Annotated in this window: 12 protein-coding genes; 2 read left to right on the top strand and 10 right to left on the bottom strand. The window is 27.8% G+C overall.

The window, feature by feature from the left end; all coding sequences use genetic code 11:
• Window positions 1-40: 40 nt before the first annotated feature.
• Window positions 41-1,489: an ABC transporter substrate-binding protein gene (locus GOM42_RS11505; protein WP_110077242.1), complete on the bottom strand. Its 1,449-nt coding sequence runs from the start codon at window positions 1,487-1,489 to the stop codon at window positions 41-43.
• A gap of 384 nt (window positions 1,490-1,873) precedes the next feature.
• Here GOM42_RS11505 and GOM42_RS11510 point away from each other — a divergent pair, with 384 nt between their 5' ends.
• Window positions 1,874-2,368, top strand: coding sequence for a DUF308 domain-containing protein (locus GOM42_RS11510; protein WP_110077243.1), 495 nt, complete (start codon window positions 1,874-1,876; stop codon window positions 2,366-2,368).
• Between the two features lie 67 nt (window positions 2,369-2,435).
• On the opposite strand, the gene GOM42_RS11515 is transcribed toward GOM42_RS11510, so the two are convergent.
• The 9 genes from GOM42_RS11515 to GOM42_RS11555 all read right to left on the bottom strand — a co-directional run bounded on the left by GOM42_RS11515 (window position 2,436) and on the right by GOM42_RS11555 (window position 14,085).
• Window positions 2,436-5,570 (bottom strand): alpha-mannosidase, encoded by a 3,135-nt coding sequence (locus GOM42_RS11515; RefSeq protein WP_197908061.1) that lies wholly within the window; start codon window positions 5,568-5,570, stop codon window positions 2,436-2,438.
• Between the two features lie 317 nt (window positions 5,571-5,887).
• Window positions 5,888-6,844 (bottom strand): carbohydrate ABC transporter permease, encoded by a 957-nt coding sequence (locus tag GOM42_RS11520; RefSeq protein WP_003451608.1) that lies wholly within the window; start codon window positions 6,842-6,844, stop codon window positions 5,888-5,890.
• A gap of 17 nt (window positions 6,845-6,861) precedes the next feature.
• Complete coding sequence (locus GOM42_RS11525) at window positions 6,862-7,830, bottom strand: ABC transporter permease subunit (protein ID WP_003451252.1); 969 nt, start codon at window positions 7,828-7,830, stop codon at window positions 6,862-6,864.
• A gap of 229 nt (window positions 7,831-8,059) precedes the next feature.
• Window positions 8,060-8,536 carry a cyclic pyranopterin monophosphate synthase MoaC gene (moaC, locus tag GOM42_RS11530; RefSeq protein WP_003470675.1) on the bottom strand — a complete coding sequence of 159 codons (477 nt, stop codon included), beginning with the start codon at window positions 8,534-8,536 and terminating at the stop codon, window positions 8,060-8,062.
• 38 nt (window positions 8,537-8,574) lie between these two features.
• Entirely contained in the window at window positions 8,575-9,231 is a 657-nt protein-coding gene (gene modB, locus GOM42_RS11535) for a molybdate ABC transporter permease subunit (RefSeq protein WP_003455194.1), read from the bottom strand.
• Window positions 9,232-9,234: 3 nt separating this feature from the next.
• Window positions 9,235-10,005: a molybdate ABC transporter substrate-binding protein gene (modA, locus tag GOM42_RS11540; protein WP_110077244.1), complete on the bottom strand. Its 771-nt coding sequence runs from the start codon at window positions 10,003-10,005 to the stop codon at window positions 9,235-9,237.
• Window positions 9,990-10,481 carry a MogA/MoaB family molybdenum cofactor biosynthesis protein gene (locus tag GOM42_RS11545; RefSeq protein ID WP_061415896.1) on the bottom strand — a complete coding sequence of 164 codons (492 nt, stop codon included), beginning with the start codon at window positions 10,479-10,481 and terminating at the stop codon, window positions 9,990-9,992. Before GOM42_RS11545 ends, modA begins: the two co-directional genes overlap by 16 nt.
• A gap of 339 nt (window positions 10,482-10,820) precedes the next feature.
• A complete protein-coding gene (locus tag GOM42_RS11550; protein ID WP_003451481.1) occupies window positions 10,821-12,344 on the bottom strand; it encodes a response regulator transcription factor in 1,524 nt (507 codons plus the stop codon).
• A 4-nt stretch (window positions 12,345-12,348) separates the two neighbouring features.
• The gene (locus GOM42_RS11555; RefSeq protein WP_151233565.1) at window positions 12,349-14,085 is read right to left on the bottom strand and encodes a sensor histidine kinase; all 1,737 of its coding nucleotides are present in this window, start codon (window positions 14,083-14,085) and stop codon (window positions 12,349-12,351) included.
• 221 nt (window positions 14,086-14,306) lie between these two features.
• Between GOM42_RS11555 and GOM42_RS11560 the strand changes: the two genes are divergently transcribed.
• Window positions 14,307-14,984, top strand: a complete 678-nt coding sequence (locus tag GOM42_RS11560; protein ID WP_003451348.1) for a DUF624 domain-containing protein — start codon at window positions 14,307-14,309, stop codon at window positions 14,982-14,984.
• The last annotated feature ends 225 nt before the right edge of the window (window positions 14,985-15,209 follow it).

The raw sequence follows: 15,209 nt of genomic DNA on the forward strand, positions 1-15,209 counted from the left end.
CTATGCTTGGCATAGAGTTTACACTTATTTTTAAATTATATTATTTTCCATTCTCAGCTTTCCATGCATCTATTTGACTTTGCATTTCTGAAATTACTTCGTCTATTCCAACTTCTTTTAATTTCTTGTTCATTTTATCTAAATATTCAGCTTCATTAACTGATCCACTGTATATAGTTGATTTAAACTCTTCAAGAACGTTGTTTATAGCAGCTATTTGATTACTTACTTTTTCAGTGTTGAATTTGAATCCTAAAGCAGGTGATTCAACTGATGCATCATTAAATGCTTCGAATTCTTTCCATTTATCAACTGGTTCGTTATCTAAAGTATAAGTTATGAATAAGTTACCTAAAGTATAGTATCCAACTGAGTAGTCTTTAGCTTTATCAGTTAATTTTATTTGAGTATCACCAGTTTTTTCATAGTGAGTACCTTCTATACCATAGTTAAGTAAGTTTCTTAAATATACGTCAGTGTTTAATAAGTTTAAGAATTCCATAGCTTTTTCTGGATGCTCTGAAGTCTTAGAAATAGCTATCATTGAACCTGTAGTTGAACCATTAGTAATATGAGTTTCCATTATTGGTGATGCAACTACTTCATATCCTAGATCCTTTGACCATAATCCCTCAGCATATGGTTGTCCATCAGCTTTAGTTACAAATCTCTTAACTGCTTTATCATCCTTAGCTGTAGCTGAGTCAGCATTTATATATCCAGCATCATAGTACTTTTGTAAAGTTTCTAATTCGCTCTTCATTTTATCTGTTTCAAACATATTTTTAATCTTTAAGCTTTCATCTCCGTACTCAACTCCTACTGGATCAACTAATTGATCGAAGTAAGCTGGTGCTGAGAATCCTTTTGTTATGTATAAAGGTGTAACATCTGGCTCATTTTCATGGATAACTTTTAACCATGGCTCTAAATCTTCTAAAGTATGGATATCTTGATATGGTATGTTGTATTTATCAACATATTCCTTAGTGAATACCCACATAGGTGCAACTCCTATTTCCTTTTGGTTTGGAACTGCATATGTTTTACCATCTATTTTAGCACCTTCCCAGAATCTTTCATCTATAACAGACTTCATTTCTTTACCTTTAGTTTCTAATAATTCGTCTATTTCTAAGAAAGCTCCTTTTCTAGCATTTTCTAGATATGGGTTAGCCCATGAACAAGTAAATGCTAAGTCATATGGTTCTCCTGAATTTATTATAACTCCCATTTTTTGAGTGTAATCACCGTAATCAATAAATTTCATATCAATAGTAGCATTGATCTTTTCTTTTAAATATTCATTAGCTTTTTCTTGAACCATGTCTAAATCTTTTGGTGTTTGTCCAATTGTATACCAAGTAAGTTTTACTGTTTCTCCCTCTCCAGCATTTGCTGTTTTGTCTGCTCCACATCCAGTTAATGCAACTGAAGTAGTTAACATTGCACAAGCTGTTAAAGCTATTAGTTTCTTGAATTTTAACATTACGTTTTCCTCCCTATTAAACCTTTGTTTTTCAAATCCCTTAATATCGTTTACAGGTTTATTATATAGCCCATCTAAACATTTTCATAGTGGAGTTTTTTTATATTTATTTGACATTCTCTATTTATAAATTTAATAAAATTATATACTTTATTATCTCCCCTAAAACATTTCATATTTTTTCTAATAAATACCTTTTCATCAGAAATATTATTACTTTTTTTATTGCTTTAATTGAAAAGTATCAAATTTATATGCCAATAAAAAAATATATGTTAAATTTAAAATATGAACATTTTTTAAACAAATGTTATTATTTACTTATAGTAATATTTCTTAAATTTCTATATAACAAACTTTTTAAAAAATTAAGGAGTGATTTAAATGGGAAAAAGTGCACAAATATTTTGTATATTAGAAGGAATTCTAATGGCAATTGTAGGTATCTTATTCTTTATTAAACCAATGGACTCATTACTATATTTCACAATAGTAGCAGGTATATTAATAATTGGTTCAGGTATATTTACAATAATTAAAGCTTTTAAATCTTCAAGAAAAGGCTTATATATTTTTACAGGTATAATATCAGTATTATTTGGTTTAATGCTATGTTTTGTTCCACTAGAAAGTATTGACGTATTAGTTATATTCTATGGTTCTTGGGCATTAGTTAACGGTATATTCTTGCTTGTTGGTGAGTTTACTTATAAAAGCTTTGGTTTCAATGCTACAACACTTTATTCTATATTATTAATAATATTAGGATTATTAATATTATTTGAGCCAATCTCATTCTTAATTGCTACACCATTTATAATAGGTATTTACTTTATTATAATCGCTGTATTTGAAATTTACTTAGGCTTTAAGCTATAAAAATAAACATAGAAAGAGGCTATATCAAAAATGAACTTACTTCAATTTGATATAGCCTCTTTTTTTATTATTTTAATTTAACCTTAAATGTTTTTATTTCAAATGGATTTATAGTAAACTCTATTTTCTTTCCTTCAAATTTAGCTTCTTCTAAGTTTCTCTCCATCAAGTTACATTCAAAGGCTTCTTCTATTTCCCTTGAGAATTCTAAAGTAGCCTTAGTTCTACTATTAAAGAATTCATACATCCTAATTATTAAATGATCTGTATCTTCAGCTTTTTTAATAACCTCAATCATTATATTATCTTTATTCACTTTTACTAAGCCTAAAGTATCCTCTAATATTCCCTCATGTTTTTCACAAACCTTTGTATATAAAGGTTGATTTAATTCATAAGCCTTTTGAACTGTATGAGCATCTTTCCATGTACCCATATGAGGATAAATAGAATAAGTAAAGAAATGCTCCTCTTGATCTGTTTCAGTCCATGGATGTGTTCCTGATTTTAATAAAGTAAGTCTCATATCTCCATCTTGTATATCATGACCATACTTACAATTATTTAATAAGGATACCCCAAAGTCTCCCTCTGAAAGGTCAGCCCATTTTTGTCCACAAACTTCAAATCTAGCTTCATCCCATGATGTATTACTATGAGTTGGTCTCTTAACATTACCATACTGAATTTCATAAGTAGCCTCTGTAGCATTTAAATCTATTGGGAATGAAGTTTTTAATAATACTTCATGTTCTTTCCAATCAACATATGAATTAAAATCTATTCTATCTAAATCTTTATAAACATAAATATTTTGAACTATAGTAGACTCTAAGAATTTTCTTTCAATTCTTAATGTGCTTCTTACTGGACCTTCTTCCACCACTTCAATGTTTTGAACATCATCAACATTCCACATTTTTTCTTTGTAGTATATATCTATATCCCAGTTGCTATATTCCATAGGCTTATCTTCAAAAGCTTGAAGTCTATTTCCTAAAGTTCCTTCTTTTAATACTTCTCTTTCTGCTCTCTTATCAAATAATGAAACTATATTTCCTTCTTCATTGAATTTAATTCTTAAGAAGTCATTTTCAGCTTCTTTTTCACTTAGAGATACATACTCTACTTCTTTATTGGTAGATTCTATTATTTTAAAGCTCTTATATCCATTTGCAGGTATTCCTTTAGCAAAGAAAATTGCTTTTTCCCCATCATCTATTCTTTGACAAATAATTTCTTCCTCTCCATCTAATACAGCGGGATTTTCTATATCTTCTGGAACATCAAAAGTAGCTATATCATCTCTTTCAAATCCTAGAGAGTTAAATACAATAACACTTCTTTCCTTTAAGTTTATTTCTGATGTTATATTATCTAAAGCTGAACCTACAAAGTTATTTCCTTTTTCAATTAAATCTTTATATTCTTCCTTAGTTACATCATAAACCTCTTTAATTGATGAACCTGGTAAAATATCATGGAATTGATTTAAAAGTATTGTTTCCCAAGCAGCATTTAAATCAGCTAAAGGATAGTTTTTTCCTAACAACATAGCCATTGAGTTAAATTTCTCTGCTGAAGTATATAGATTTTCACATACTCTATTATCTCTCTTATTTCTTCCCATTGAAGTATAAGTTCCTCTATGATACTCAAGATATAATTCTCCAACCCACTTTGGAAGTTTATTATTATCTTTTACAGTTTCCTCTAATTTCTTAAAGTAATCCTTAGCCTTACCTATTTTAACCTTAGGTGCTCCTGGTATTCCCTTAGAAAGTCTCTTTCCATTTTCAAGCATTTCATAAGTAGCACCACCGCCACCATCTCCAAATCCAAAGGCAACTAAAACATCATTATTTATATTTTTTTGCTGATATCTATTCCATGCTCCCATTATTGAACCTGGATGAATATTTCCACAGTATGTTGTCATAGTTTCCTTAAATGGATCTTGATCTGGGTAAGTTGTAGTTATAAAATGAGTTAATATTTCTGTTCCATCTATTCCTTTCCACATAAAAGTATCATAAGGCATTTTATTAATTTGATTCCATGAAATCTTAGTTGTCATAAAATAATTAACATCAGATTTTTTTAATATTTGAGGAAGTGCTGCTGAATATCCAAAAACATCTGGAAGCCAAAGTATTTCATTATCCACATTAAATTCTTCTTTAAAGAATCTTTTTCCATGTAATATTTGTCTTATTAAGGATTCTCCTGAAGTTACATTACAATCAGCTTCAAGCCACATTGCTCCTTCTGGCTCCCAAACCCCTTCTATTACTTTTTCTTTAACTTTCTCATAAACCTTTGGATGATCTTCTTTTAAGAATTTATAAAGTTGAGGTTGAGAAGACATGAATATGTATTCTGGATATTCCTCCATAAGCTTTAATACTGTTGAGAAACTTCTTGCAACCTTTTCTCTTGTTTGAGCTACAGTCCAAAGCCAAGCCACATCTATATGAGTATGACCAACACAAGTAGCTACCATATCTTCATGTCCACACATTTTATCATAGAAATTTTCTTCTATATATTTATTAGCAATTTTTAGGCTTTCATTGTACTCTTTTGTAAATGGTCTTCTTAAATCAATTAAGTTTATTGTGTCATTTAACACAGTTAACATGTCTATTCTTCTCTTATCTTCCTCATGTAATTTAGTTGCTACTATGTGAGGAACACTTAAATTAAAGTATAATTTTCTAGCTTCTTCATCTATTGTTACTAGCTTACCATGTAAAGTTGATTTTTTGTCCTCAATTCTTCCTATATGTGCATGTAAGTCTATATTATAAACTTCTCCTGCCACAGCATTATGAGTTAATATTGTTTCCTGATGATTTACATCTAACCCTTGAATATGTTCTCCATTTACATAAAGGATAAACTGTGGATTTGTAGTATTATCCCAATCTCCTAAAAAAGTATGAAAGCTTAAAGCAATAGTTTGTCCTGCAAATTCCTCTGGAACCTTAACAGAAGTTTTAAACCATCCATGACTTTCCTCTCCCCAAAGATCCCCTGTTTTAAAATCTATCCATCCTTCTTCAGGTGCATTTTTTATTTCATCTATATTATCATACTTTCCTGCTATAAATTTATAATTATCTATGTTTAAAGTATTAGAATAAACATGTCTTCCTATTTCTTCATAAGTCTTTCTTATTCTTTCTGATATAAATCTCATACTAATTTTCTCCTTATCCTTATTTTCTACAAACCTCAAACTTTAACAAAAAGGTTGTATCAAAACTTAAAATAATAAAACTTATAAATAGTATGAAGAGAATATTTGGATAAGCTTTAGAATTTAAGCCATTACGTAGAAGAGTTTACGTTAAAAAGTTGAGACTGTCCGAAGGATCGCAAGTTTCGAAACTTTAGTAAATTCTTCGGAGTAATGACTATAAATTCTTAGCTAAATCCAATAATTCTCGAAATATATTTATAAGTTTTATTTTAAGTTGCTATTGATACAACCCTTTAAAATATCATTCTATTTAATTACTCTTTAACTGCTCCAATTGTTAATCCATTTACAAAGTATCTTTGGAAGAATGGATAAGCAAATATAATTGGTAAAGTTGAAATAACAACTATAGCCATCTTAGCAGTATCCTTTGGCATACTCTTAGTAGCTTCTATAGCATTTGCACCAAGTGATGTTGCATTATTTGCTAAGAACTCCATTGAGTTTTCAAGTCTTATTAATAAGTACTGTAATGGTATTAAGTTTGGTTCATCAATATATAACATAGCGTTGAACCAGTCATTCCAGTATCCTAAAGTTAAGAATAATCCTATTGTTGCTATACCAGGAAGAGAGATTGGTAATACTATTCTTAAGAATAATCTCCACTCTGATGCTCCATCTATTTTAGCTGATTCTATAATAGCGTCTGGTACTGATGTCTTAAAGAATGTTCTTAAAATAATTATATGGAATGAACTTACACACATTGGAAGTATAAGAGCCCATATTGTATTCTTTAATCCTAAAAATCTTGTAACTACTAGGTATGAAGCAACCATACCACCTGAGAATAACATTGGTACAAATATTACTTTAGTAAAGAACTTTCTGTAAGCAAAGCTCTTTCTTGATAAAGCATATCCATACATTGACATTATAGCTAGTCCAATTAAAGTACCTACAATTGTAACAGTAATTGTAACCCCATATGATGTTAAAATCTGGCTACCAGATGAGAATATATATTTATAAGCTTCTAAGCTCCACTCTTCTGGTATGAATCTATATCCATTTAATTGTAATGATTGCTCATTTGTTAATGATATAGCTATAACAAATACGAAGGGCATTATTGCTAAGAAAGCTAATATTGCGAATAAAACATTTAATAAAAAGTTACTCTTTTTTGAGACAGCATTAAACTTGTTTACTTCTTCTTTTGGTTCAGCTTTTTTCTGAAGTCTTTTTTGTTTAATAGTTTCTAACACACATTACACCACCTTTTTTAGAAGAATGCGTTTTCTTCATCTACTTTTCTTACTATAGCGTTAGAAGTTACTATAAGTATTAATCCTACAAATGATTGATATAAACTTGCTGCAGAACTCATACCAATATCTCCTAAGTTCATAAGACCTCTATATACATAAGTATCGATTACGTTTGTTACTGGATATAAAGCACCTGAATCCTTTGGTAATTGATAGAATAGACCTAAGTCTCCTCTGAACATACCACCAATTGAAGTTATGAACATTATGATCATTACAGGTTTTAATAATGGAACTGTTATATATTTTATTTGCTGGAACTTACTTGCTCCATCTATCATTGCTGCTTCATAGTAACTCTTATCTATACCACATATTGAAGCTAAATAAACAACTGTTCCGTATCCAACTGCTTTCCATTGACTCATGAAAATTATGATAAATGGCCAATATTTTGGCTCTGTATACCATGAAATTCCTTTTCCACCCATAGATTGTAAAATACCATTAACATATCCTTTTTCTGGGCTTAAGAATGCATATAAACAATAACTTACAACAACCCATGATAAGAAATAAGGTAAGAACATACTACTTTGATAGAACTTAGCTAACTTTTTATTTAATAATTCATTTAATAAAATTGCTAATGTTACTGGAAGTACTATTCCTAAAATTATAAATACAATATTGTATAAAACTGTATTTTTAGTTATTAGCCAAGCATCACTACTTTGGAATAGGAATTTAAAGTTATCAAATCCAACCCATTTACTATTCATTAAACTTTCAAAGAAGCCTCCATGGATTCTCCATCTTTTGAATGCTACAATTACTCCAAACATTGGTAAGTAAGCAAATACTAAAAACCATATTGCCCCTGGTATAGTAAGTAGTAATAATTCTTTATTGTTTCTAAAACGTTTCATTCTATCTTTCATTGTAAGCTTCTCTTTTGGAAGCTTTTTAGCTTTACTCTTCACACTTCTTCCCCCTTTTGTTGTAAACGTTTCTTACAATAAAATCTTATCATTTTATGTGTTTTGGGAAAAGTTGAAAATATTTAGTTTTACTGTATAAATTTCAATTACAAATATTAAAAAAGTTTAATAACAATAGAAAGTCCATAAAATATATAATTTATATACTTATATTTATAATAAAAAAAAGAGTTAGAGGCTAAACTCTAACTCACTTTTTCACATAAACAATTTAAAAATTAAATTCTCCACTTTTTCCACCTAGTTTTTTTACTAGGTGTATATCTCCTATAACCATTCTTTTATCTACAGCTTTGCACATATCATAAATAGTAAGGGCTGCAATAGATACTCCTGTAAGAGCCTCCATTTCAACTCCTGTTTTATGAACTACCTTTGAAGTAGCTGTTATCCTTATTTCATTTTTTTCAGAATCAATTTCAAAATCAATACTAGATCCTGTAATCATAACAGGATGACACATAGGTATTAAATTACTAGTATTTTTCATTGCCATTATACCTGCAACTCTAGCAACACCTAAAACATCTCCCTTTCCTATTTGACCTGATTTTATTAATTCTATAGTTTCACTTGATGCCTTTACAGTTCCTGTTGCAATAGCTATTCTTTCAGTTTCATTTTTATTGCTTACATCTACCATAACTGCATTTCCTTTATTATCGAAATGAGTAAGTTTATTATCCATATATGTTACTCTCTCCTCTTCTCTAAACTTTAAAAATTCTATTTTATTCTCTTAATTATTTTATTATAAGAAAAAGTTAAAATCACCGATATTAAAACTATAAGTATTAATATCTTATTTGCTAAACCTGAATCACCATTCTCAATGGCATAATACATAGCCATAGGTATTGTTTGAGTTTTTCCTTGAATATTCCCAGCAACTAAAATAGTAGCTCCAAATTCTCCAAAAACTCTAGCTATACTAAGTACAATACCTGTATATAATCCTTTTTTAGAAAGAGGTAAACTTATAAGTCTATAAAGTTTAAAGTTTATTGCGCCCATTTCCCTAGCAGCATTTTTCACATCCTCATTAACACTAAGTAAGGATGTCTTTAAACTCTGATACATAATAGGTATTGAAACAACTATCCCTACTATAACGGCACCTATCCAAGTAAATATAATACTCATATCAAAATTATTGTATAGAAATTCACCTATTACTCCCTTCTTGCCTAATATTAAAAGAATTAAATATCCTACAGCAGAAGGAGGTAAAAACATAGGAAATATTATTATTGTTTCAATAATGTATTTAAACTTAAAATTTTTTTCCACCATAAAATAGCCAAGTAATATTCCTAAAACACAGCTTAAAAACACTGATACTAATACAACTTTTAAGGATATTAATAAGGCTTCCCATATCATTTTTTAGTTCACCTCAAAACCATACTCATTAAATATCTTTTTACTTTCTTCACCTTTTAGGTACTCAATAAGCTTCTTTGCTTCTTTATTATTTTTACTATTTTTTAATAAACATAGTTCATATTCTATAGGTTTATGATAATCATTAGGTACCTCATAAACTATTTTACTATTTTTTAAATCTAAAGCATCTGTCTTATATACAAACCCTAAATTATCTTCCCCATTTTCAACATATGTCTTAACATTTGTTACACTTCTAGCAAAAACTAATTTATCCTCAATATCCTTATAAACTCCTACTTTTTCTAAACTTTCTTTAGCATACTGTCCTGCTGGAACTGTTGAGATTTCACCAATTGCAATTTTGCCCTCTACATTTTTTAAATCCTCTAAAGAATTTATAGGTTTATTATAATCATTGTTTTCAATTAAAACTAATTGGTTATTTAAAATCTTATAGGATTCATCCTTATTTACAAGGCCTTCATCTATAAGTTCTTTGGCATATTTAGTATTTGCTGAAAAGAATAAATCTACATCAGCTCCATCACTAATTTGTTTTTTTAAGGTTCCTGATCCACCTACATTATATTGAATTTTTACTCCATTTTCCTTTTCAAAATTAGAAGCAATTTTTTCCATAGGCTTTTGAAGACTTGCAGCAATGCTAACTGTTAAAGTTTTCTCTTCCTTATTATTAGTACATCCTACAAATAATAATGATAACATTCCTATTGCCATTATTATAGATAGGCTTATTTTCTTGCGCATTCTCTAGCATCTCCCTTCAGAATATCTATTCCATGTTTTAAATCATCTAAAATATAATCCATAACTTCTCTACAGGCTTTTGGACTTCCAGGCATATTAACAATAAGAGTATCTTTTCTTATACCTGCAGTAGCTCTAGAAAGCATGGCTCTTTTAGTTATTGTCATACTATAACTTCTTATAGCTTCTGGTATTCCTAAGGCTTCCTTTTCTACAACATCCTTAGTTGCCTCTGGAGTAACATCTCTTTTACTAAATCCAGTACCACCAGTTGTAAGTATAAGATCAACCCCTAGATTATCGGCCATATTAATCATCTCATCTCTAAGCATTTCTCTTTCATCTGGTAATACTATATACTTTTCTACCTTAAATCCTTTTTCCTTTGCAATATGAGCTATTACTAATCCACTTTCATCCTTTCTTTCTCCTGAATATCCTTTATCACTGCTAGTTATTATTCCTAATTTATACATACTTTTAATCACCTACCTTTTAAATTTAATAAAAAAGTCTATTTTAACTATTGTTGATTTCTAAATATATAGCTAGAAGTCAACATTTACCTAAAACAATTATTAATATAATAACTTCCTTCAATTGTTTAAATTTTATCATTCCAAAACTTTGGAAAATGTGATTTTTATCACACAATATATAAAACTTAAGGAGAATTATAATTAAATATTATATTACGCTTTATTATTATTTGCTTAATTCTTGTTTTAAATATTATTTTTTTAACAAAGTTTCATAAAAAAAGCTGTACTCAAAATTTATCTTTGAATACAGCTTAATATTCTCAAGCTTTATAATTAGTAATTTTTTATATTTCTTAAGGTTGATGGACAAACTCCATAGTACTTTTTAAACTTTCTATAGAAATAACTAGTATCTAAATATCCTACTTTTTTAGCTATATCATTTATCTTCATATTTGTATTTAATATAAGCTCTTTAGCTTTCATATTTTTAGTTTTATTTAAATACTCAGAAAATGAACATCCCACTTCTTTTGTAAATACTTGACCTAAATAAGAAGTATTTATATGATATTTTTGAGCTAAGGTCTTAAGGCTTACCTCTTCATAATAGTTTTCATTTACATAACTTATTATTTGTTGAATTACAGGGCTATATTTTATAGTTGTTGGGTGCATAAGTTCTATAACTTCCCTAATTTCACTGCATAATAAGGTTTTAATATCTTCCCTTGTATCTTCACTACAAAGAGCAACTATTTCCTCTCCTAAGCTATTTCCTGTATATTGTTTTTCAACTTTAAATTCTTCCACAATACCATCTAATAAAAATAGAATTTTTACAGATAAATCATATATATTTCTCGGATTTAATTTTTTATCCTCAACAGTTTCCTCAATGATTTTTTCTGCCCCTTCTATATCTTTAGCAATTATTCTTTTATTTAATTTATCTAAAACCTCACTAAAGTTTATATTCTTCTCATTTATATCCTTAACATCCTCTGTTGTTATACACTTATTATATCCTAAGGTAAGAACATATTTTTTTAAATTATTTGCTTCCTTATAACTTGAACTAATTTTATAAAGATCACAAACAGGTTCTCCAACACTTAAAAATACATCTATTCCATATTCATTTATTATTTGTTCTTTTAACTTATCATAATATTTTTTAATCTCTTTTTTACTTAAGGCTTCATCCCAAGAATTTATTAAAATAAGTTCTTCATCTAAAGTATATATTATCTCAAAGTTATTTTGAGTGTTTTCCTTTATTACATTAACTATATTATGTAACATTTCCTCACTATCATATCTACTTCTAGTGTTTATAATACATAGAGAATATCTTTCTGAATTTAAATTCATATAAAAGCCTTCTTTGTTTTCCTCTATTTCACCTTGAGCCAATTTACCCTTTATAAGTTTAATAAGAATATTATGTTTTCCTAAACTTGATTTATTTTCTTCTTTTTCTTGTTTTATTTTATTTATTGTATTTTTTAAAGTTTTTTCTAATTCTTCTTCATCTATAGGCTTTAATATATAGTTTTCAACACCTAATTCTATTGCTTTCTTAGCATAAGAAAAATCATCATATCCACTTAATATTATAAACTTAACATCAGAATTAATTTTCTTTAATTCCTTTAATAACTCCAATCCAGTAACCTGTGGCATATTAATATCAGTTACCACTATATCAACTGGATTTTCCTTAAATTTATCTATGGCTTCTTGACCATTACTTGCCTTATTTACAATTTCTAACCCTAGTTCTTCCCATTCAATTATATTCTCAAGTCCTTGTAAAATTAAATTCTCATCATCAGCTAGCATAACCTTGTACATATTACTACTCCACCTCTCTAAGCGGGAATTTTAAAATCATATTAGTTCCCTTATTCTCCTCACTAGTAACAGTTAACCCATAAGGTTCCCCATATTTAATTTTAATCCTTTCATGAACATTTAGCATCCCTATTGATTTACCAGAATGATCGCATTCCCTAATTCTTCTATTTATATCATCTAATTTCTCCTTAGGAATTCCCCTACCATTGTCTATTACTTCCACAACTATATCTTCTAAATGTTTATAGATATATATCTTTAATTCATTATCATCTCTTTCTAACCTTATACCATGAACAAAATAGTTTTCAATTAAAGGTTGAAGAGTAAATTTAACAATTCCCTTATCATATAAATCCTCTTCACATTCTATTTTGAACTTAAATTTCTCATCATATCTAAACTTAAATAGCTCTAAATATTTATTACAGTATTTTATTTCCTGATCTATTGAAACTATAAGATTTCCCTTTACTTGGCTTCTAAATAAAAATGCTAAACTATAAAGCATTTTCCCTACTTCTTTATCTCCATTACATATTGCCTTCATCCTTATTGACTCTAGTGTATTATAAAGAAAATGTGGATTAATTTGATTTTGAAGGGCTACAATTTCAGCCTCTCTTTGGCGTAATTCTGCTAAGTAGCTCTTCCTTATATGATCATTTAACTTTTCACACATTTTATTAAAATTATCTGCAATAAATGTTATTTCATCTCTATCCTTACTTAAAGGAATATGAACATCTATATCTCCTTTTTCAACCTTTTCCATGGCTAAAACAAGAGAATCCATTCTACTACTTAAATTTTTAAATTTTATATAAAGAATACACTCTGCAATTATAAATAAGAATAAACTAACTAAGAATGCTGAAACTTTAAAAAGAAGAGGTACTTTAGTAGCATTGCTTACTTTTATTCTCACTACAGACATTAATCCATTGTTATCTGGTAATATATCTACATAATAACTATCTTCTAATAAAATCTCATGACGCCCTACTTTAAGCTTATCAAAGTATGGATAATACTCATAATCATATTTATTTTCTGAGTCATATAAAACCATTCCTTCTTTATTTAATATAAGAACCTCTGAATTTGTATCCTTATATTTTTTTATAACATCACTAATTACCCCTACATCGTAAGTAGTCATAAGCATTCCTTCTGGCTTTAAAGAAGCTGCATCTCTTATTTCATTTATTATACTAATCTCATTTTTATTGTAGATTGCATATTCAATATCCTTTTTGTCTAATAATTCATTTGAATTAAAAGGATAGGTCTTTATTTCTCCCTTTCTATTAAAAACTGATATTTCATTTCTAGAATAACTTATAAAGGATATACTTTTTAAAAAGTTGTTTAATTGAAATGAACTCTTAACAAAACTTTCTATACCATTATAATAAAGTTTATCACTTGCACTATAGTAATCTAATTTGCCTTTTATATAATCAACTAAATCTGAATTTAAATACTTTATAACATCATTTAACCTAAAGTCATCTTCATAGAGCATATTCATTATTCTTCTCGATGTGCTGCTATTATACTCTAGGGTTTCATTTACATCTTGCAGTATTTTATCATTTAAATAAAGATTATTTCTCTTAATCTCTTCAGAAGTTTTACTTAAGAAGTAAATGCATAAAATACTAACTACGGATAATATAACTATTGTATATGTTATAAACAGTCTCTTATAAAGATTTGACTTACTAAACTTCATTTAATTCCCCTCTTCACCCACATTACCTTAGTCAATTTTTATTAAATCATATTCTATCCTATCTGAAAAGCTTATCAAATTATGATATTTTATTGTTTTTATGTATTTTTTATGGTTTCATTTAAAATTCATGCATATTTAAATTGTTTTTACCCTCTACTTATCTTAAACTATAATTACAAATTAGTTAAACCATTACATTATTTTATGGAGTGATAAAAATGAGTGAATTTTTTAATCTTGAAAAACTACTTACTTTTTTTAATTATATCTTTTGGTTTTTTATGCTTAATATATTTTTCTCTATATTAAATATACCTGTAATCTTGTTCTTCTTATTTGTAGGACTTAGTAATATAACAACATATTTACCTTTATTTTTAGTTTCTCTAATTCCTTTTGGAGCAAGTTTTACAGCACTGCTTTACTGCATGAGAAAATTAGTGAAATATAAAGATTTAGATTTATTTAGTGACTTTATTAAGGGTTTAAAATATAATTGGAAACAATCTACTTTAATGTGGTGTGGAGAATTATTTTTAATATTCCTTTTAAGTTTTAACTTAAGAATATTTTCAACTGTTTACTATAGTTTACCACTTACTTGCGTATTTATAGTATTAATGGTCTTAACACTATTAACTACAACATATATTTTTGTATTAATCTCAAGATTCTCTATGAGTTCAATGGATATTTTAAGAGCTAGTGTAATTTTAACTTTTACTAAACCAGTAGTTTCTATTGGAAATATAGTTATATTTTTATTTTCACTTATGCTATTTGAAATTAGTCCTGGAACAACAGTAATTTTTATGGCAAGCATAGTATCTTATTTAATAATGTTTTTAAATAAAAATCTTTTAGAAAGTTTAGAAACCAAGAGTTCACAAGCTTAAAAAGATGCTATATCAAAATAACTTTTAATAAAACTTGCAAATAGTATTAAGAAATCTCTAGTAATTTCCTGATACATCTGTAAGTTTTATTATTAGCTTTTGATATGGCATCTTTATTTTTTACAAAGCTTACATAAAGCCCTAATATTCCTGTATAATAGCAATGTTACACTTGAACAGAAAATTATTTCATATTACAATATACTTATTATGTCTTAATGTATA

Origin of the sequence: Clostridium sp. 16K-1-R1 (genome assembly GCF_023921145.1) — a bacterium.
Taxonomy (GTDB): Bacteria; Bacillota; Clostridia; order Clostridiales; family Clostridiaceae; genus Sarcina; species Sarcina perfringens.

Bases quoted from the DNA above. Each gene is read 5' to 3' on its own strand.
- GOM42_RS11505 (WP_110077242.1), bottom strand. From the start codon at position 1,489: ATGTTAAAATTCAAGAAACTAATAGCTTTAACAGCTTGTGCAATGTTA.
- GOM42_RS11510 (WP_110077243.1), top strand. From the start codon at position 1,874: ATGGGAAAAAGTGCACAAATATTTTGTATATTAGAAGGAATTCTAATG.
- GOM42_RS11515 (WP_197908061.1), bottom strand. From the start codon at position 5,570: ATGAGATTTATATCAGAAAGAATAAGAAAGACTTATGAAGAAATAGGA.
- moaC (WP_003470675.1), bottom strand. From the start codon at position 8,536: ATGGATAATAAACTTACTCATTTCGATAATAAAGGAAATGCAGTTATG.
- modB (WP_003455194.1), bottom strand. From the start codon at position 9,231: ATGATATGGGAAGCCTTATTAATATCCTTAAAAGTTGTATTAGTATCA.
- modA (WP_110077244.1), bottom strand. From the start codon at position 10,005: ATGCGCAAGAAAATAAGCCTATCTATAATAATGGCAATAGGAATGTTA.
- GOM42_RS11545 (WP_061415896.1), bottom strand. From the start codon at position 10,481: ATGTATAAATTAGGAATAATAACTAGCAGTGATAAAGGATATTCAGGA.
- GOM42_RS11550 (WP_003451481.1), bottom strand. From the start codon at position 12,344: ATGTACAAGGTTATGCTAGCTGATGATGAGAATTTAATTTTACAAGGA.
- GOM42_RS11555 (WP_151233565.1), bottom strand. From the start codon at position 14,085: ATGAAGTTTAGTAAGTCAAATCTTTATAAGAGACTGTTTATAACATAT.
- GOM42_RS11560 (WP_003451348.1), top strand. From the start codon at position 14,307: ATGAGTGAATTTTTTAATCTTGAAAAACTACTTACTTTTTTTAATTAT.